This window comes from Mycolicibacterium chitae (assembly GCF_900637205.1).
Classification (GTDB): Bacteria; Actinomycetota; Actinomycetes; order Mycobacteriales; family Mycobacteriaceae; genus Mycobacterium; species Mycobacterium chitae.
Map to the genome: position 1 here is coordinate 3,499,919 of NZ_LR134355.1, position 17,556 is coordinate 3,517,474.

18 protein-coding genes are annotated in these 17,556 nt (G+C 67.0%); 15 read left to right on the plus strand and 3 right to left on the minus strand.

The genetic code is table 11. The features are described 5' to 3' along the window. The first annotated feature begins 100 nt into the window (after positions 1-100). The 5 genes from EL338_RS16695 to EL338_RS16715 all read left to right on the plus strand — a co-directional run bounded on the left by EL338_RS16695 (position 101) and on the right by EL338_RS16715 (position 5,467). Positions 101-781 carry a hypothetical protein gene (locus tag EL338_RS16695; RefSeq protein ID WP_126334767.1) on the plus strand — a complete coding sequence of 227 codons (681 nt, stop codon included), beginning with the start codon at positions 101-103 and terminating at the stop codon, positions 779-781. Then, complete coding sequence (locus tag EL338_RS16700) at positions 778-1,545, plus strand: hypothetical protein (RefSeq protein ID WP_235666179.1); 768 nt, start codon at positions 778-780, stop codon at positions 1,543-1,545. The genes EL338_RS16695 and EL338_RS16700 overlap by 4 nt, the downstream gene beginning before the upstream one ends. Before the next feature lie 156 nt (positions 1,546-1,701). Continuing rightward, entirely contained in the window at positions 1,702-3,528 is a 1,827-nt protein-coding gene (locus EL338_RS16705; RefSeq protein WP_163792202.1) for a flavin-containing monooxygenase, read from the plus strand. Next, positions 3,525-4,139, plus strand: a complete 615-nt coding sequence (locus EL338_RS16710; RefSeq protein ID WP_126334768.1) for a TetR/AcrR family transcriptional regulator — start codon at positions 3,525-3,527, stop codon at positions 4,137-4,139. The genes EL338_RS16705 and EL338_RS16710 overlap by 4 nt, the downstream gene beginning before the upstream one ends. 29 nt (positions 4,140-4,168) lie before the next feature. Continuing rightward, on the plus strand, positions 4,169-5,467 hold the full coding sequence (locus EL338_RS16715) for an NtaA/DmoA family FMN-dependent monooxygenase (protein WP_126334769.1): 1,299 nt from the start codon (positions 4,169-4,171) through the stop codon (positions 5,465-5,467). Between the two features lie 39 nt (positions 5,468-5,506). On the opposite strand, the gene EL338_RS16720 is transcribed toward EL338_RS16715, so the two are convergent. Beyond that, positions 5,507-6,091, minus strand: coding sequence for a TetR/AcrR family transcriptional regulator (locus EL338_RS16720; RefSeq protein WP_126334770.1), 585 nt, complete (start codon positions 6,089-6,091; stop codon positions 5,507-5,509). 94 nt (positions 6,092-6,185) lie between these two features. On the opposite strand from EL338_RS16720, the gene EL338_RS16725 reads away from it, so the two are divergent. The 8 genes from EL338_RS16725 to EL338_RS16760 all read left to right on the plus strand — a co-directional run bounded on the left by EL338_RS16725 (position 6,186) and on the right by EL338_RS16760 (position 12,821). After that, a complete protein-coding gene (locus EL338_RS16725) occupies positions 6,186-7,430 on the plus strand; it encodes an NADH:flavin oxidoreductase/NADH oxidase family protein (protein WP_126336921.1) in 1,245 nt (414 codons plus the stop codon). Continuing rightward, a complete protein-coding gene (locus EL338_RS16730; protein WP_126334771.1) occupies positions 7,430-8,329 on the plus strand; it encodes an SDR family NAD(P)-dependent oxidoreductase in 900 nt (299 codons plus the stop codon). The genes EL338_RS16725 and EL338_RS16730 overlap by 1 nt, the downstream gene beginning before the upstream one ends. After that, positions 8,329-9,162, plus strand: a complete 834-nt coding sequence (locus tag EL338_RS16735) for an alpha/beta fold hydrolase (protein ID WP_126334772.1) — start codon at positions 8,329-8,331, stop codon at positions 9,160-9,162. Before EL338_RS16730 ends, EL338_RS16735 begins: the two co-directional genes overlap by 1 nt. A gap of 72 nt (positions 9,163-9,234) precedes the next feature. Then, positions 9,235-10,053 carry a cutinase family protein gene (locus tag EL338_RS16740; RefSeq protein WP_126334773.1) on the plus strand — a complete coding sequence of 273 codons (819 nt, stop codon included), beginning with the start codon at positions 9,235-9,237 and terminating at the stop codon, positions 10,051-10,053. Positions 10,054-10,494: 441 nt separating this feature from the next. Next, positions 10,495-10,902 carry a hypothetical protein gene (locus EL338_RS16745; RefSeq protein WP_126334774.1) on the plus strand — a complete coding sequence of 136 codons (408 nt, stop codon included), beginning with the start codon at positions 10,495-10,497 and terminating at the stop codon, positions 10,900-10,902. Beyond that, a complete protein-coding gene (locus EL338_RS16750; RefSeq protein WP_126334775.1) occupies positions 10,902-12,131 on the plus strand; it encodes an Nramp family divalent metal transporter in 1,230 nt (409 codons plus the stop codon). Before EL338_RS16745 ends, EL338_RS16750 begins: the two co-directional genes overlap by 1 nt. Beyond that, the gene (locus EL338_RS16755; protein WP_126334776.1) at positions 12,128-12,493 is read left to right on the plus strand and encodes a hypothetical protein; all 366 of its coding nucleotides are present in this window, start codon (positions 12,128-12,130) and stop codon (positions 12,491-12,493) included. The genes EL338_RS16750 and EL338_RS16755 overlap by 4 nt, the downstream gene beginning before the upstream one ends. After that, a complete protein-coding gene (locus EL338_RS16760) occupies positions 12,480-12,821 on the plus strand; it encodes a PRC-barrel domain-containing protein (protein ID WP_126334777.1) in 342 nt (113 codons plus the stop codon). The genes EL338_RS16755 and EL338_RS16760 overlap by 14 nt, the downstream gene beginning before the upstream one ends. A 56-nt stretch (positions 12,822-12,877) precedes the next feature. Here EL338_RS16760 and EL338_RS16765 read toward each other — a convergent pair whose 3' ends face one another. Further along, on the minus strand, positions 12,878-13,882 hold the full coding sequence (locus tag EL338_RS16765; RefSeq protein WP_126334778.1) for a spirocyclase AveC family protein: 1,005 nt from the start codon (positions 13,880-13,882) through the stop codon (positions 12,878-12,880). Positions 13,883-13,990: 108 nt separating this feature from the next. On the opposite strand from EL338_RS16765, the gene EL338_RS16770 reads away from it, so the two are divergent. After that, complete coding sequence (locus EL338_RS16770) at positions 13,991-14,587, plus strand: TetR/AcrR family transcriptional regulator (RefSeq protein ID WP_126334779.1); 597 nt, start codon at positions 13,991-13,993, stop codon at positions 14,585-14,587. 9 nt (positions 14,588-14,596) lie between these two features. Here the strand turns inward: EL338_RS16770 and EL338_RS16775 are convergent, their stop codons facing one another. Beyond that, positions 14,597-15,091 carry an Lrp/AsnC family transcriptional regulator gene (locus EL338_RS16775; protein WP_235666180.1) on the minus strand — a complete coding sequence of 165 codons (495 nt, stop codon included), beginning with the start codon at positions 15,089-15,091 and terminating at the stop codon, positions 14,597-14,599. A 117-nt stretch (positions 15,092-15,208) separates the two neighbouring features. Here EL338_RS16775 and EL338_RS16780 point away from each other — a divergent pair, with 117 nt between their 5' ends. Further along, a complete protein-coding gene (locus tag EL338_RS16780; protein ID WP_126334781.1) occupies positions 15,209-17,533 on the plus strand; it encodes a thiamine pyrophosphate-binding protein in 2,325 nt (774 codons plus the stop codon). The last annotated feature ends 23 nt before the right edge of the window (positions 17,534-17,556 follow it).

Genomic DNA, 17,556 nt, shown 5'->3' on the forward strand with positions numbered 1-17,556 from the left:
TATGCTGAGCACTTGCTTAGCAGCGCCCGGTGACCGGGTCAAGGCCCATCCATGCGCCATCTGCTGGACTTATGTAGTCGTGTAAGCGACTATATAAACCGTGACTGATGAGGTGCCGCTCTCCGAGGCAGCCGAGATACTCGGGGTCACACCGCGGCAAGCGCAGCGACTGGCCGCTGGCGGCGAACTCGGGTATGTGCGCCTCGTCGGCCGCACCGCTGTCGTCAAATCGGCGGCGGTCCACAGGGCCAAGAACAACGGCACCACGAGCAAGGGCCGGCCGGCGTTTCCGGCAACAGCATGGATGGCGCTGGCACTGCTGTCCGGTCGAGTACCCGACGGGCGCAACGAAATGCGCATCGCCGATCGGCTGGCGGCCATGACCCCGATCGAAGTGGCGCGCTTCGCTCGGCGCCGCGCAACAGTAAGGAGCCTGCGCCTTACCGTGCGCATGGCGCCCGACACTCTGGTCGCCCACCTCCAGAACAAGGGGATGAAGCCGACGGGCCTGATGTCCCCGCTGGCAGTCGAATGGGGCCTGGCTGCCGACAATGCCGCGCAGATCGACGGGTACCTCTACGTCGGCCCCAACCGCACACTGCGTGATCTCAAATTGCGAGAGGATCCGGGCGGCGGTCAGATTTCATTGCGCCTGCTCGACTTTCCGGTAGACCCGCTACCCGACGCTGCGGTCGCGCTCGATCTGATGGAGTCGATGGATTCCAGGGCGCGCAGCGTCGGCAGGGACCGACTAGTAGAGATGATCGGCCTACTTCGTTGACCGAGCGAGAGCGCTGGGACATCAGTCCCCCACCGGGCGGTTGGGCGCACCCGTGGCCGCTCGCCGTCGAAGTCGCCGCCGCGTTACCCGAATTCAGCTGGACGCTTGTCGGCGGACTGATGGTGCAGGTTCACGCCGCGCGTATTGGCGTGCGACATCGGCCAACCGAGGACATCGACATCGTGTTGCACGTCGAGACGGACGCAATTAGCTTCGCAGGCGCTCGCGAACGACTCGAGAACCTTGGCTTCGTGCTGCGGAGACCGAATAAACCGAACGGGTTCATCCACTGTTTCGAACGCGGTTCCGACATTGTCGACGTGATGGTCGCAGATCACCTGCAGCACCCACCGAAGGCCCTGGGCCATCGCGTGTTTCGGGTACCCGGCAGCACTGGAGCATTACAGCGCACGGTGAACGTCACCCTTCACATTGATTCGAAACCAGTGCGGTTCAGCCTGCCCTCCGTGATAGCGGCCCTTGGCCTGAAAGGCGCGGCCTACACCGCTGACAACCGGGATGCGGAGCGCCACCTCCGGGACGCGGCGGTCCTCGCCTGCTGCATCGACGATCCCGAGGCCGTCGCTGACCAGGTGCGCGGCAGCGACCGCGGACGCATCCGGAAGCTCTGGCATGAACTCAAAGCACAGCAACATCCGGCCTGGCTGCTGATCGAGAGCACCGAGCAGCGGGAGTACGGGTACAACGCCCTCTCAGATCTGGTCGAGTTGCTGCTGGGTTCCGGCCAGTCGCCGCGCCCATAGGCATTCCTACGAGCAACAACCGAAGCCGCGGAGCCCCGCTGTTGTCGCTGCCACCCACACCAAGCCCTAGCCAGATAGATGCCCCATCTGGCAAGATGCCCCTACGTCTGTTTAGTAGACACACCGTCCAGCGAGATTTGCGAGGAGCGCGACGAGATGCCAGAAGCGGCCACTTCCCTGGGACCCAAGCCGGCGGAGTACGACGCCGAGTGGGTGCGCGCGAAGTACGCGATCGAACGCGACAAGCGCCTGCGGCCCGACGCGGTGGACCAGTTCGTCGAGGTCACCGCCGATTTCTCGCATTACGCCGACGACCCGTGGACCGAACGGGTCGAGCGCGACCCGGTGCGCGACCACGTGCAGGTGGCGATCATCGGCGCGGGTTTGGGCAGCATCCTGGCCGCGGCGCGCCTGCAGGAAGCCGGCATCACCGACATCCGGATGATCGACACCGCCGGCGACTTCGGCGGCACCTGGTACTGGAACCGCTACCCGGGCGTGCAGTGCGACGTCGAGTCCTACATCTACCTGCCGCTGCTCGAAGAACTGGACTACATCCCGAGCGAGCGCTACGCCCATGGCCCGGAGATCCGGGAGCACCTGCAGAACTGCGCCAAGCATTACGGCTTGTACGAGAACGCGCTGCTGCAGACCACCGTCACCGGCATGCAGTGGGACGAGCAGGCCACGCAGTGGCGGATCACCACCGACCGCGGCGACGACTTCACCGCGACCATGGTCGCGGTGTCGCCGGGGTCGCTGACCCGCCCGAAACTTCCCGGCATCCCGGGGATCAACGAGTTCCGCGGCCACACCTTCCACACCAGCCGCTGGGACTTCGACTACACCGGCGGCGACGAGACGGGCGGGCTGACCAAGTTGGCCGACAAGCGCGTCGGCGTCATCGGCACCGGTTCCACCGGGCTCCAATGCATTCCACACCTGGGTGAGCATGCCGAGCAGCTGTATGTGTTCCAGCGGACCCCGAGCACGGTCTCCGAGCGCGGCAACCGGCCCACCGATCCGCAGTGGGCGGCCACCCTCGGGCCCGGTTGGCAGCGCGAGCGGATGGAGAACTTCACCCGGGTGACGTGCGGTGTCGAGATGGAACTCGATCTCACCGACGACGGCTGGACCCAGAAGGCGCTCGCGCTCTCCGAACCCGCCGTGGCCCGGGAGACCGCGCGCCTGGGCCGGGAAATGAGCCTCGAGGAGATCACCGAATTTCTCTTCCGCGCCGACTGGGATGCGATGGAGCGGTTGCGCGCGCGCATCGATGCCACGGTGCGCGACCCCAAAACCGCTGAGGCGCTGAAGCCCTGGTACCGGCTCAACTGCAAGCGGCCGGGCTATCACGACCAGTACCTGGACACCTTCAACCGGCCGAACGTCACCCTGGTCGACACCGACGGCCGCGGGGTGGAGCGTTTCACCGAGACCGCCGTGGTGGTCGACGGGGTGGCGTACGAACTCGACGCGCTGGTGTTCGCCACCGGATTCGAGGTGGGCACCGAGTTCACCCGTCGGCTCGGGTTCGAGATCGTCGGCCGCGACGGCGTGGCGCTGTCGCAGAAGTGGGCCAAGGGCATGCGGACGCTGCACGGCCTGCAGACCCACGGCTTCCCGAACTGTTTCTTCCTCGGCTACACCCAGTCCGGGGTCTCCCCCAACTACACCCACACCGCCGAGGAGCGCGCGCAGCACTTCGCCTATCTGGTGCGCACTTTCGTCGAGCGCGGCGCGTCGACCATCGAGGCCACCCAGGCCGCCGAGGAACAGTGGCTGGCGGCCATGGAGGCCTCGTCGGAGAAGCCCAAGGCCTTCTACGCCGAGTGCACGCCGAGCTATCTGAGCTCCGAGGGCGACAAGGAGAACCCGCACGGGATGCTGTCGACGAACTTCGGCGGCAAGCCCGTCGAGTTCTTCGACATGCTGGCGAAGTGGCGCGCGAACGGTCGGCTCGAGGGCGTGATCCTCGCGTGACCGACACCACGGCCGCCACCGAAACCGAGGACGCCGCACCGAAGCTCACGATGCGCGACCGGCACCGCATCATGACCCGCGAGCACATCGAGTCCGCGGCCCTGGAGGCGTTCGCCGAACGGGGCTACGTCGCGGTCACCATCGACGACATCGTGCGGCGCGCCGGGATTGGCCGCGCCACGTTCTACCTGCATTTCGACAGCAAGGCCGCGGTGCTGCGGGAACTGCGCAACACCCGGATGACGGTCTGGTCGCAGGAGGACGCGCCGCGCGGCGGCAAGTCGGGGCGCCCGTCCATCCGCGCCTTCTTCGAGAAGGTGGTCGACTTCTACACCTCGGCCCCGGAGCTCTACACCGCCCTGCATCAGGCCCGCGCGGCCGACCCGGAGTTCGCCGGGGCGCACCGCGCCACCATGGAGGCCAACGTCGAGGAGTGGGCGCGCTCCGACGCCATGCCGGGCGCCACCGAGGCGCAGCTGCGGCTGGCCATCGCGATGATGTACACCATGGTCGACTCCTTCATGCACCTCTGGCTGGTCGACGGTTGGCCGCTGGACCGCGAGGCCGCCATCGAGGCGATGACCGACGCCCTGCACGCCACCATGCGCTGAACTCCCCGAGAACCCTTGATAGGAGCACGATGTCGGAAAAACGTTATCTGCATCTGAACCTGGTGGCCAACGACATCAACCTGCACCAGGGGGCGTACGGCAACGAGCAGGCGCACGGCATCCCCGCGCGCAGCACCTTCGAGCGCCTGCTCGAGTACGGCCGCTTCGGCGACGAGGGGCTGTTCACCGCGCTGTTCGTCGGGGACATCCCGGGCATGCAGGGATCACCGGCCTTCGACGGCGGCCCCGCCGAACCCATCACCGCGCTGACCGCAATCTCCCAGCACACCAAGCATGTTGGGCTCATCGCGACGGCGTCGACGACGTTCTACGACCCCTACAACCTGGCCCGCCTGCTGGCCTCCCTCGACCAAGCCTCCGACGGGCGCGCCGGCTACAACGCGGTGACCTCGGTGATCGACGACTTCGCGCTGAACTACAACCTGGTGCGCCACCTGGACCGCGAGGAGCGCTATGCGCGGGCCGACGAGTTCCTGCAGGTGCTGCGGGGGCTGTGGGACCACCGCGAACTGCGCCGCGATCCCGACGGCCTGACCCGGTTCTACGCGACGCCGATCAATCACCGCGGCAACCTGTTTCAGGTCACCGGCCCGCTCAACGTCGCACCCAGCCGGCAGGGCCGGCCGCTCATCGCCCAGGCCGGCGGCTCCGGGGCGGGCATCCGCGTGGCCGCCAAGCACGCCGAGATGGTGTTCACCAACTCCTCGACCCGCGACACCGCCGCCGTCTACCGCGAGACCCTGGACAAGGCGCTCGCCGAGCAGGGCCGCAGCCCGGGCTCGGTGCCGGCGATCCCCGGGCTCATCCCGTACCTCGGCCGCACCGCCAAGGAGGCCGAGGAAAAGCTGCACGAGTTGGACAGTCACGTCGACTGGGCGCCCATCGCGCCCTTCGCGTTGGGCCAGTTCGGCATCCAGATCCCGGTGGGCGACATCAACGAGGCGTTCCCCGTCGACCTGCTGCCGCGCCCCGAGGACGTCGAGAAGACCATCAAGAGCACCTTCGGCAACTACGTCGGGCTCTACAACTGGATCCAGGAACGGCCCGGGGTCACCGTCCGCGACGTCGTCGCGCAGGCGGTGGGCCGCGGCGGCGCCACGCACCGCAAGTTCGTCGGCTCCTACGACGACCTGGTCGACGACTTCGCGGCCTGGCACTCCGACGGCAACGTCGGCGGATTCAACCTGATGTTCTCAGCCGGGGCGCAGTCCATCCGGGAGTTCATCGACGAGGTGGTCCCCCGGCTCATCGACCGCGGGATCTACCGCGGCACCCCACACGATCGCCCGCTGCGCGAAAGGTTCTGAGGGCAAGTTTCGGCTCGGCCTGCCACGGCCGTCGAACAGTCAGGAAGCCAGCAACGCCCGGGCGTTATCCAACCCCGCCCTGAGGATCTGGTCCACGGCCTGCTCGTCTGCCATCGCTCGCGCCAACTGCAAGCTCGAGATGAGCACAGTCATCAGTCCGACCGCCCGCGTCTTGGCCAGTGCGTGGTCAAGGGACCAATCCGAGGTCAGCCGTTTTGCCACCTCATCCACGATGACGGCGATGCCGCGCTGATAGGCGGCACCAATATCTCCGCCCTGGCGCGCGATCTCATCGAGCAGCGCAGCGGAGGGGCACCCGTTGGCGACGTCCAGGCGGTGCTCCGGCGACAGATACCAAGTGACATAGGCGATCAGAGCTTCACGCCCCTCGGGGAGCTGAGCGATCGCAGCGGCCTGCGCGTCGAGCTGGTCGGCAACCACGGCAGCGATGAGGTCGCTCTTTGAGGCGAAGTGCGCGTAGAAGGCACCGTTGGTCAGTCCCGCATCGGACATCAACGCCGCGATGCCGGCCCCGTCGATTCCGTCCTGCTTGAGACGACGACCAGCCGTCTCGATGATCCGTCGCCGCGTCGCTTCCTTGTGATCACTGGCGTATCTGGCCATCGAGCCTCCCTTGATTCGTTGGCCTTGACTATATGTCGATCATAATATTATGGTCATAATCCAATCAACTTCTGGAGTGACCGTGACCGATCCGATAGCGAACCTGAGTGATCCGCTTGACCTTCCCTGTGGCCTACGCCTGCCGAACCGCATCGCCAAGGCGGCGATGAGCGAAGCGCTGGCCGGCAGCGATCACGCGCCGAACGAGCAGTTGGCATGCCTCTACCGCCGCTGGGGGAAAGGCGGCTACGGCCTGCTCATCACCGGCAATGTGGCGGTGGACCGCACGCAGTTGGGTGAGCCCGGCAACGTCGTCATCGAAGACGACCGCGACCACGACGCTTTGGCCTCGTGGGCGAAGGCGGCTCATGACGGCGGCACTCCCATCTTCGTTCAGTTGAACCATCCCGGCCGGCAAGCCAACCCACTCAACCTCGGCCACACTCCCGTCGCTCCCAGCGCGGTCGGCTTGGCGATGCCCGGTGCAGCGACACCGCGCGCGCTGAGCGCCGTCGAGATCGAGGACATCATTGATCGCTTCGCCCGGGCCGCGGTCGTCTGCGAGGCGGCCGGGTTCGATGGCGTTCAGATCCATGCCGCCCATGGCTACCTCGTCACCCAATTCCTCTCTCCCCTGGCGAATCTGCGCACCGACGAGTGGGGAGGTGACCCAGAACGACGCATGCGGTTCCTGCTCGAAATCGTCCGGCGCACTCGAAAGGCTGTCAGCCCGGGGTTCGCGGTCAGTGTCAAGCTCAACTCGGCAGACTTCCAGAAGGGCGGCTTCACCGAGGCTGAGTCACGTGACGTCGTGGCAGCCCTCGTCGCCGAAGGCGTTGACCTCATCGAGATCAGCGGCGGCAGCTACGAGTCGCCCGCCATGTCGGGCTCCGCGGCGGCGAGCACGCGTGCCCGCGAGGCGTACTTCCTCGAGTACGCGGCCTCCGTCAAGGAGGTGGCAGGTGGTGTGCCGATCGCGGTCACCGGGGGCTTCCGGACCCACAGAGGTATGAACTCGGCCGTGGCCAGCGGTGAGTGCGACCTCGTGGGCATCGCACGTCCGTCGGTCACCAATCCCGAGGCGGCCTCTGACATCCTCGCCGACGAGAGCGCCGAGTTGAAGGCGCACGAGATCAAATATGGGCTTCGCCCGATCCTGGGCAGGGTCGCCGACCTCAAGCAGCTCGACGGACTTCTCAACATCAGCTGGAACACCGACCAGCTGCACCGGCTGAGCCGTGGCGAGGAGCCGGACCTCACGCGTGGGCCGCTCAAGACCACGGCCGCGATGGTGCGTCGCAACGGCCGCGTCGCCTTCGGCAAGCGGCGGGGCCTGTGATGCGGTTGCTGTCCCGTCCCAAGACCTACGACCTCAACGGCAAGGTCGTCCTGATCACCGGTGGCAACGGTGGGATCGGAACCGCCACGGCCGAAGAACTGCTCCGTAGGGGTGCACGGGTCACCATTGCCGATCTCGCAGCCGACATCCCCGAACGCGCCTCGCGACTGCACCCCATCCACGCGCTCGGGGTGGTGACCGACGTACGCCGACGCGGCTCGCTCGCCGACGCGGTCGCTGCGACGGTGGACCGCTTCGGGCGCCTCGACGTGGTGATCGCCAGCGCCGGCCTCCTACCGAAGGCGGCAACACTTCGCACGACGCCCGAGTCCTACATCGATAATGCCTTGGCGGTCAACGTCTCCGGGGTCGTCAACACCGTCGACGCCGCCCTGGAACAGGTGCTGGCCCACCAAGGACAAATCGTCCTGCTGTCGTCGGTGTTCGCCTTCGTCAACGGTATGGGCACCATCCCCTACGCGATGAGCAAGGCCGCCGTCGAGCAACTCGGCCGCGGCCTTCGCATCGAACTCGCCGACGCCGGCGTGTCCGTACTCACCACGTACTTCTCCCTGGTCGACACCGCAATGATCAAGCATGGCGTCGACGAGGACCCGATGGTGCTCGAACTTCTCGGCGCACTGCCCAAGAGGATGCTGAAACGAGTCACGCCGAACTCGGCGGCCGTCGCCATCGCAGACGGGCTCGAGCGCCGCAGACCACGCGTCGTTCATCCCACACGGTGGTCGGCGATCTCGGCCGCACGCGGTGTCATCGGGCCTGCCCTCGACAAGAACCTGACCTCCGACCGCACCGTGCTCAACATTCTGGCCCGGCTGGACGGGCGCGGCCCACAACCACAGACCTCCACACCCACCACTTCACGAAGGAAGCCATGATGACCACCTGGAAAGACGTCCCGACCAGCAGCATCGATGTGGCGGGCGTGCGCTTCGTCTACCGCGAACTCGGCGCCGACACCGCCGTCCCGGTGGTCTTCCTGCACCACTTCACCGCGGTCCTCGATGACTGGGACCCCCGCGTCATCGACGGCATCGCTGCCCAGCACCGCGTCATCGCCTTCGACAACAAGGGGGTCGGCGCCTCCGGCTCCAAGGTGCCCGCCGACCTCGAGCAGATGGGTGCCGACGCCATCGCCTTCATCCGGGCCCTCGGTCACGAGAAAGTCGATCTCTTCGGCTTCTCCGTGGGCGGGGCGGTAGCCCAGATGATCGCCCTGCAGACACCCGACCTCGTACGCCGCATGATCATCGCCGGATCCGGACCGCGTGGGGGCGGCGGGATCTGGAAGATGCCGTTTATCGTCGGCGGCGCCTACGCCAAGGCTGCGCTGGCCCGCAAGGATGCCCGCCACTTCCTGTTCTTCCCGCGCACTCCCGAGGGCAAGAAGGCCGCCAACGCCTATTTCGACCGTCTCGCCGAGCGCACCACCGACCGCGACAAGCCGATCTCGAACCAGGCCCGGATTGCGCAACTGCGCGCCATCACCGCCGGCGGACTCCACGCACCGGACGACCTCTCGAAGATCACCGCACCGACCTTCGTGGCCAACGGCGACAACGACCTCATGGTGGCCAGCGATCACTCCCTCGACCTGGCCAGGCGCCTACCCAACGCGAAGATCACCATCTACCCCAACTCGGGCCACGGCGGTGTCTTCCAGTACCACGAGACCTTCGTCCCCGAAGTCCTGGAGTTCCTCGCCGACTGATCCGCCTACTGGCGGAGGCGATGACCACGCCAGTGTTCAGCTGGATAACCCTGACCCAGGTAGACTCCCGGGATGTTTGTCCGGCGGGCGGTGCGTCGTTGGGCCCAGTTGGGTGCATCGGCCCTGGTCCTCACCGCAATCCCGCTGACCGCTCCCGTGGCCCCGTGGGCCGCCGCCGACGACTGCCCGATCGCCGAGGTGGTGTTTGCTCGCGGCACCGACGAACCGGCCGGCATGGGCCGCGTCGGTGATGCCATGGTCAACTCGCTGCGGCGGCAGACCGGCGGCTTGCCGATCCGGACTTACCCGGTGGATTACAAGGCCACCATCACCCAGCGGCACAGCGGCGCGGGCGCCAAGGACGCGATCGACCGCATCAAATCGACCGCGGACGCCTGCCCCGACACCAAGATCGTGTTGGGCGGCTATTCGCAGGGCGCGAGTGTGGTCAACATCGTGGCCGGTTTCGACGGGGTCAACTGGGGCGATCCGCTACCGCGCAAGTACATGGACCACGTTGCGGCGGTCGCGACGTTCGGCAACGTCGCGGGCCGCACAGGCGGGTCGACACCGACCCAGGATTCACCGCTGGCCGCCAAGGCGATCGACTTGTGCCATCCCAGCGACCCGATTTGTCACGACGGACCGGGCAACTCCTGGAGTGGGCACACCGAGGGCTACATCCCGGTGTACACCGATCGGGCGGCGGCTTTCATCGCGGCCGCTCTGCTGACCCATGGAACGCCCAAGTACGGATCACAGTCGCCCTACGCTCCCCAGACCGAATACGGTCAAGGGACCGGGCCGCAGCAGCCCCGGACCGTCCGCCCGGTGCCCCCGGGGCGGACTTCGACGGTGCCGGAGCCGTACTACGGCGGCAGCTTCATCTAGTACCTGTCCCGCGATACCGACTCCCGGCGACGGGAAAAAGACCGGTTTCAAACCTGTCCCGCGCGGGGTAAAGGGCAGGCAACGCGGCGCCACGAGGGCGCCGGAACGACAGGGAGCGGTTGTCTTGTGATTCCGTTTATTTGCCCCGGGTGCGGCCAGTTCGACATCGACTCCCCCGAGTGCTCGTCCTGTGCTCGCAGTGACCATCTGGCCCGGGACGCCGCATAGTTTGATCCTCCCCGTCCCGGGTACTCCAGCGCGCAGTCAAGCATCCTCGGCTGCGAGCGCTAGGAGACGGCATGAACCGGGACGCCTTCTTATCTCCTGACAGTGACTACCGCCCGATCGTGGGCCTGGACTTGCGCGACTGATCGGCGACGGCCGTGGTACGCAATCGCGAACGAGCTGCGGCTCCTACGGCGCGGCCTCGTCGCCGCCGTCATGGTCGTGGCCCTGGGTTTGCTGCTGTCGCAGTGCCCCGCCAACCGGGACGGCGTACCGGGCCAACTCGCCCAGGCGATGGAGGAGACCGTCGCCGCCGCCCACAGCGGTGCCTTGGCCCTGGATCTGCGGATCCGGGATCGCACCACGCCGCAGCTGGTCAGCGTGCAGATCTCCGATGCGCGCGACGAGGTGGTCAAGGCCTTTCAGGGCATTGCCGACCTGAAGGCCGATGACGCCGCCGACCTTTCTCGGCAACGCTTCCTGACCGACTCGATGACCGCCATCATCGACCTGCTCAATACGGCTTCGGCCCACACCCGAAACGTCGTCGCCGATCCCCCGTTGGAGCAGCTGCGCGCCGCACTGACGGCCTCGGCGGACCGCCTCGAAGCGGGCTACCGCTGATGAAGAAGATCTTCGGGGTCGCGCTGGGAATCCTCACCGCCATCGGCGGATTCCTCGATATCGGCGATCTGGTCACCAACGCCGTCGTCGGCTCCCGGTTCGGGCTGGCCCTCGTGTGGGTCGTCGTGGTCGGCGTCATCGGGATCTGCCTGTTCGCGCAGATGGCGGGCCGGGTGGCCGCGGTCAGCGGGCGCGCCACCTTCGAGATCATCCGCGAGCGGCTGGGCCCGCGAACGGCCGCGGCGAATCTGAGCGCCTCGTTCCTGATCAACCTGATGACGCTGACCGCCGAGATCGGCGGCGTTGCCCTGGCCCTGCAGTTGGCGACCGACGTCGGGCGGATGATGTGGATTCCGGTGGTCGCCTTCGCGGTGTGGCTGGTGATCTGGCGTGTCAAGTTCTCCGTCATGGAGAACACCACGGGCGTGCTGGGCCTGTGCCTCATCGTGTTCGCCGTCAGTGTCTTTGCGTTGCAGCCTGATTGGGGCGGACTCGGCGAACAGGTGGTGCAGCCGGTGATCCCGGAGTCGGAATCGGCGGCCACCTACTGGTACTACGCCATCGCGTTGTTCGGCGCGGCGATGACACCCTACGAGGTCTTCTTCTTCTCCTCCGGCGCGGTGGAGGAACGCTGGACCACCAAGGATCTGGGCACCTCCCGGCTCAATGTCCTGGTGGGCTTCCCGTTGGGCGGCATCCTGTCGATCGCCATCGCCGCGGGCGCGGCAATCGTGCTGTTGCCCAACCAGATCGAGGTGACTTCGCTGTCTCAGGTGGTGATGCCGGTCGTCGAGGCCGGCGGCAAGCTGGCGCTGGCCTTCGCCATCGTCGGCATCGTGGCGGCCACCTTCGGCGCGGCGCTGGAGACCACCCTGTCCAGCGGATACACGCTGGCGCAGTTCCTGGGCTGGCCGTGGGGCAAGTTCCGTCGTCCTGCCGAGGCCTCCCGGTTCCACGTGGTGATGTTCGTCAGCATCGTCGTCGGGGCGGCGGTGCTGTTCACCGGCGTCGACCCGGTGATGGTGACGGAGTACTCCGTGGTGTTCTCCGCCATCGCCCTGCCGCTGACGTATCTGCCGATCCTCATCGTCTCCAACGATCCCGAGTACATGGGCGAACACACCAACGGAAAGGTGACCAACATGTTCGGTTCGATCTATCTGGTGATCATTCTGGCGGCGTCGTTGGCGGCGATCCCGCTGATGATCGTGACGGGGGCGGGAGCATGACCACCCTGGACGCCCGCCTGCATCTGTTGGATCGCCAATTGCTCGACGCCGACGGCGCTCCGGTGGCCATCGTCGACGACCTCGAACTCGACGGTGTCGAGGTCGATGAGGACATCGCACCGGGCACGGCGGCGCCGCGCGTGACCGCCCTGCTGTCCGGGCAGGTCGTCGCCACCCGGATCTTCGGCGGCGGCCCGCCGCCGTCGCGGTTGCAGCCCATTCCGTGGAAACTGGTGGCGTCCATAGGAACAACGGTGCAGCTGGTCCCCACTGACATGCAGTTCGACGTGCAGTGGGTGGAACGTTGGCTGCGCGACCACGTGGTGGCCCGCATTCCGGGAGGTCGCCATGCAGCTGAGTAGCCTGCTCGGCATGCCCGTCGTGGACGCCGGCCATCACCGCCTCGGCACCGTGACCGACGTCCGACTCTCGGTGCCCGGGGACCGCGACGACCGCCCCGGAACGCCGCGGGTGGCCGCGCTGGTGATGAGCCCCCGGACCCGCTCGTCGTATCTGGGCTACGAGCGCACGAGTATCAACGCCCCGCTGGTGATCGCCGCGCTGGCCAAGTGGTTGCATCGCGGCACGTTCACCGCCGCGTGGGAGGACGTGGCGCGCGTCGGCTCGGAGCGGATCACGTTGCGCCCCGGCTACTCCCGCGGCCCGGCGGCCCTGAAGGACGGCCAATGACCCCGGTCCCCGTCGGGCGGCGTACCGCCCGACGGGGACCGGGGTCAGGAGGTAGTTCAGTAGCCGGGCAGCAGGTAGGTGGGCAGGTCGGCGTAGGAATCCCCGATCAGGCCGAACCAGTTGAACGGCAGGTGGTACAGGAACACCAGGGTCAGGAAGCAGAACCCGAGGACCGCGAAGTTGCGGACATGCGGTTGCAGCGTGGGCCGCCACAGGTGCGCCCCGACCTCGATCGGCGATTCCCCGATGGGCCGCTCTTCGGCTTCGAGCCGCGCCCAGGTGAACATGCAGCCCACGCAGGCCACCAGGAACGCTTCGTAAAGCGGGAACTGATGTACCTCACCGGCCCACAGGGTCAGCGGTTCGTAGGTCTTGGCGTAAGCGTAGGCGTGGGTGGTCCGGATGATGATGTTCTCCAGGACGAAGTCGAAGGTGAACTCGAAGGCGAAGATGAACACGAACAGCCGGAACTTGGTGATGTTCGGCCAGCGCCGCCGGACGCGCTTGGCTTCGTGACAGGCCACGATGGCCACGCCGGCGGCGAAGTAGACGTACATCGGCGGTCCCCAGATCAGGGACTCGGCGTAGCGGGTGGGCGCATCCTCGCTGTGGAAGGGCAGGAACTGCACCCAGACGCCGCGGTTGACGTTCGCGCTGTTCCACGCGAACAGGTACTCCTTGATGTTGAGGAACCCGTCGGCGACGAAGCAGATGAGGCCGCCGATGACGAATTTGCCGTCGAGACTGAGCTTTCCGGTGGTCCGCAGCGGTTTGACCACGCAGTACCAGATGAAGGCCGCCAGCACCGCCAGGCTGATCGCCTCGAAGATGCGCAGGGCGATCAGCCGCCAGTCCTCCATGACGTCCGGCCCGATGTGCGGCGCCGGTTGGAAGTACTCCCCCGAGGTCACCCACCGTGCGACGACGATGACGGCCAGGATGAACCACAGCACCCCGACCAGGGCCAGGAATGTCGCCGGTCCTTGCCGACCAAGGCGCGGTAGCGCGGGCGGTTGGGCCGACCCTTCTGTGGCCGGCTTTGGTTGTCGCGTTTGTGTCATGGCTCCTCCGGGGTGACAAATTGATTGATTTGTAATCAACAGCCGTCATATGACTACATCGCGGCATGCTTGTCAATAGAGCCACCGGATCGCAGCTAAACTGCGGCGATGGCCAGCCCCCAGTCCTCCCGCGCCGCGATTCGGGACCGCATCCTGGCGGCGGCGCGGGAACTGTTCCGCGCGGATGGGGTGCGCGCGGTGACGATGGGCGCCGTCGCCCGGCGGGCCGAATGCTCTCGGCAACTCGTCTACAAGGTGTTCTTCGACCGGCGGGAGTTGGTGCTCGCGGCCGCGGTCGAACGGATCGCGGAGATCGCCGACGACGCGGCCGGCGCCGCACCGTCGACGTCGTTCCGAGATGCCTTCGTGGATCTCTCCGTCGAGATCATCGAAACCCTGCGCAACGACCCGGAACTCAACGCGATCCTCGGCGAGGGCAGTCCGGTGACGCTGCATGACGCGCTATGGGAACGCGAACTCGTGGACCGGGCCGGACGGTTCTGGCGGCCGTGGCTCGACCACGGGCGCACGCAGGGCGTGCTGCGCACCGACCTCGACAACAGCGACCTGGCGGACTGGCTGCACACGGTGTACGCCTCGATCATCCTCCGGCGCAACATCCCGGCCGACGACGAACGCAGCATGATCGAGCGGTTCGTCCTGACGTCGTTGACGATGGCCACGACCGACACCGCCGCCGAGTGAGCCCGGGACCTATTCGATGGTTTCCAGCAAGGGGCTGAGCCGGTAGTCGACCAGGCGGCGCATCACCAGCCCGGTCGTCGTCTTCTCGACCCCGTCGATATCGAGGATCTGCCCCGCCACGCGGTACAGGTCATCGGCGTCCCGGGCCACGATGTGCACCAGCAGGTCGGTGACCCCGCTGAGTCCGTGCACCTCGAGAACCTCGGGCACCCCGGAGAGCGCCTCCCCGATGGAGCGCAATTTGCGCTGGGTGACGGTCACCATGATGAAGGCGGTCAGCGGGTAGCCCAGCGCCGCGGGATCGACCCGCCGCTCGACCGACTGCAGGACACCGCTGGATTCGAGCTTGGCCAGTCGGGAATGGACGGTGTTGCGGGCCAACCCCGTTGCCTCACTCAGGGCGACGGCGGTGGCCCGCGGGTCCGCGACGAGGGCGCGCAGGATGCGCGCGTCGATGCTGTCGACAGCGCGTTCCGGGGTGGTCAATTTGCGTACCTCCGTCAACGAGAGCTCCGTGGATGTGCGCATTATGCTCAAAACTGCGCCTGACACTTGCCCAACCATAGCCTCAGTGATGTTCTAGGTGATCTATATGCGCAACAAATCGATCGGTAGGACTCAATGAACGCCACCGCCCTGGTCGAGGCCAACGCGACCAGCGACCTCGACGCCCTCGACACCATTGCGGACCGCGTGTTGTGGTTGTCCACGTCCATGGTCCATCACGCCAACCGGGTGCGGCCCAACGCGTCCGGCCTGAAGGTGGGCGGCCATCAGGCCTCGAGCGCGTCGATGGTGGCCATCATGACCTCGTTGTGGTTCCAGCAACTGCAACCCGGCGACCGGGTGTCGGTGAAACCGCATGCCTCTCCGGTGCTACACGGCATCAACTACCTGCTCGGCGAGCTCGACGAAAAGTACATGACCACCTTGCGCGAATTCGGTGGCCTGCAGTCCTACCCGAGCCGCTCCAAGGACCCCGACCCGGTGGACTATTCGACCGGGTCGGTCGGCATCGGTGCGACGGCTCCCATGTGGGGAGCGATGGCGCGTCGGTACGTCAACACCCAATTGGGTTCGGGCGGCAGCGGCCGGCAGTACTCCCTGGTGGGCGACGCCGAACTCGACGAGGGTGCCGTGTGGGAGGCCATCCTGGACCCGGGCATCGCCGAACTCGGCGAGGTGGTCTGGATCGTGGACCTCAACCGCCAATCCCTGGACCGCGTGGTGCCCAACATCGCGGCCCGTCGCCTGGAGACGATGTTCGCCGCGGCCGGGTGGCAGGTGCTCACCATCAAGTTCGGCCGGCTGCTCCAGAAGCTGTTCGCCCGCGAGGGTGGCGACGCGCTGCGGGAGCGGATCCTCGAGATGGAGAATCCCGAGTATCAACGCCTGCTGCGCTGCGACGCCGACGAGATTCGGCAACGGCTGCCCGGCGACGGCCCGGGACGCGCTGACATCGCCGCGCTGATCGGCACGCTCGACGACGCCGAGTTGACCGCGGCGGTCCGTAACCTGGGCGGTCATGACCTGACGGCGTTGGCCGAGGCCTACCAACAGATCGACGACACACGCCCCACGGTCATCCTCGCCTACACCATCAAGGGCTACGGGCTGCCCACCGAGGGACATCCGCAGAACCACTCGGCGCTGCTCAGTACCGACGAATACGCCGAAATGGCAACACGACTCGGCATGGACATCGACCGGCCCTGGACCCGGTTCCCCGCCGAGACCCCGGCGGGCGAGCTGTGTGCGGCCACCGCGGCGCGGTTGCGCCGCGAGCCGCTGCCCACCGTCACCAGGCCCGAGGTCCCCACCGACATCGGCCGTACCCCGAAGGGCACCTCCACCACCCAGGCCGCCCTGGGGCGCCTGCTGCTCGACCTCACCCGCGAGGCGCCCGAGGTGGCCAAACGGGTCGTGACCGTGAGCCCCGATGTCAGCTCGACGACCAACCTGGCCGGCTGGGTCAACAAGGTCGGGGTGTGGTCGGCCAGTGAGCGGCACAACTGGTTCGCCGACGACGCGCAGACCCTGATGCACTGGAATGAACGCCCGACCGGCCAGCACATGGAACTCGGCATCGCCGAAACCAACCTCGTGGGCCTCATCGGTGAGCTCGGGGCCACCTGGAGCCGCTGGAATGAACCGCTGTTCCCGATCGGTGTGGTCTACGACCCGTTCGTCGAACGCGCCCTGGAGCCCTGGTCTTTCGGCATCTACGCCGGCGGACAGTCCATCCTCATCGGCACCCCGTCCGGCGTCAGCCTGGCCGCCGAGGGCGGTGCGCACCAGTCCATCAAGACCCCGTCCATCGGGCTCGAGCAGCCTGGCTGCATCAGCTACGAACCGGCCTTCGCCCTCGACGTCGAATGGACGATGCTGGCCAGCATCGCCAAGCTCGGCCGCCCCGACGGGACCTCGGCCTATCTGCGACTGTCGACGCGCCCCGTCGACCAGTCCCTGGCCGCCGTGCCCGAGGATCCCGCCGCGCGGGAACGTCGGCGCCGCCAGGTCATCGCGGGCGGATACCCGCTGCGCCGCAACGACTCCGCGCGGGTCACCATTGCCGCCATGGGCGCCATGATCACCGAGGCGCTCGCGGCGGCCGACCGGTTGGAGCAGGCCGGCATTCCCGCCGACGTCATCTGTGTGACCAGCCCGGGATTGCTGTTCGAGGCCTGGCAGGCCCGCCAGGGCCACGGCTCCGCCGACACCTGGATCCTCGATCAGCTCTTCGGAGCCGACCGGGCGAACCCGATCGTGACCGTCCTCGACGGACACCCGCACACGCTCGCGTTCCTGGCCAACATCCAGCGGGTTCCGCTGACCGCGCTGGGCGTCTCCAAGTTCGGTCAGGCCGGCGACCTCGGCGACGTCTACCGCTACCACGGCATCGATACCGACAGCATCGTCCGCGCCGCGCTCGACATCACCGAATAGACCCCTCCCACAACAGAACTTCC

Bases quoted from the DNA above. Each gene is read 5' to 3' on its own strand.
- EL338_RS16730 (WP_126334771.1), top strand. From the start codon at position 7,430: ATGCGGTTGCTGTCCCGTCCCAAGACCTACGACCTCAACGGCAAGGTC.
- EL338_RS16755 (WP_126334776.1), top strand. From the start codon at position 12,128: ATGACCACCCTGGACGCCCGCCTGCATCTGTTGGATCGCCAATTGCTC.
- EL338_RS16760 (WP_126334777.1), top strand. From the start codon at position 12,480: ATGCAGCTGAGTAGCCTGCTCGGCATGCCCGTCGTGGACGCCGGCCAT.
- EL338_RS16740 (WP_126334773.1), top strand. From the start codon at position 9,235: ATGTTTGTCCGGCGGGCGGTGCGTCGTTGGGCCCAGTTGGGTGCATCG.
- EL338_RS16750 (WP_126334775.1), top strand. From the start codon at position 10,902: ATGAAGAAGATCTTCGGGGTCGCGCTGGGAATCCTCACCGCCATCGGC.
- EL338_RS16735 (WP_126334772.1), top strand. From the start codon at position 8,329: ATGACCACCTGGAAAGACGTCCCGACCAGCAGCATCGATGTGGCGGGC.
- EL338_RS16715 (WP_126334769.1), top strand. From the start codon at position 4,169: ATGTCGGAAAAACGTTATCTGCATCTGAACCTGGTGGCCAACGACATC.
- EL338_RS16745 (WP_126334774.1), top strand. From the start codon at position 10,495: ATGGTCGTGGCCCTGGGTTTGCTGCTGTCGCAGTGCCCCGCCAACCGG.
- EL338_RS16705 (WP_163792202.1), top strand. From the start codon at position 1,702: ATGCCAGAAGCGGCCACTTCCCTGGGACCCAAGCCGGCGGAGTACGAC.
- EL338_RS16720 (WP_126334770.1), bottom strand. From the start codon at position 6,091: ATGGCCAGATACGCCAGTGATCACAAGGAAGCGACGCGGCGACGGATC.
- EL338_RS16780 (WP_126334781.1), top strand. From the start codon at position 15,209: ATGAACGCCACCGCCCTGGTCGAGGCCAACGCGACCAGCGACCTCGAC.
- EL338_RS16770 (WP_126334779.1), top strand. From the start codon at position 13,991: ATGGCCAGCCCCCAGTCCTCCCGCGCCGCGATTCGGGACCGCATCCTG.
- EL338_RS16765 (WP_126334778.1), bottom strand. From the start codon at position 13,882: ATGACACAAACGCGACAACCAAAGCCGGCCACAGAAGGGTCGGCCCAA.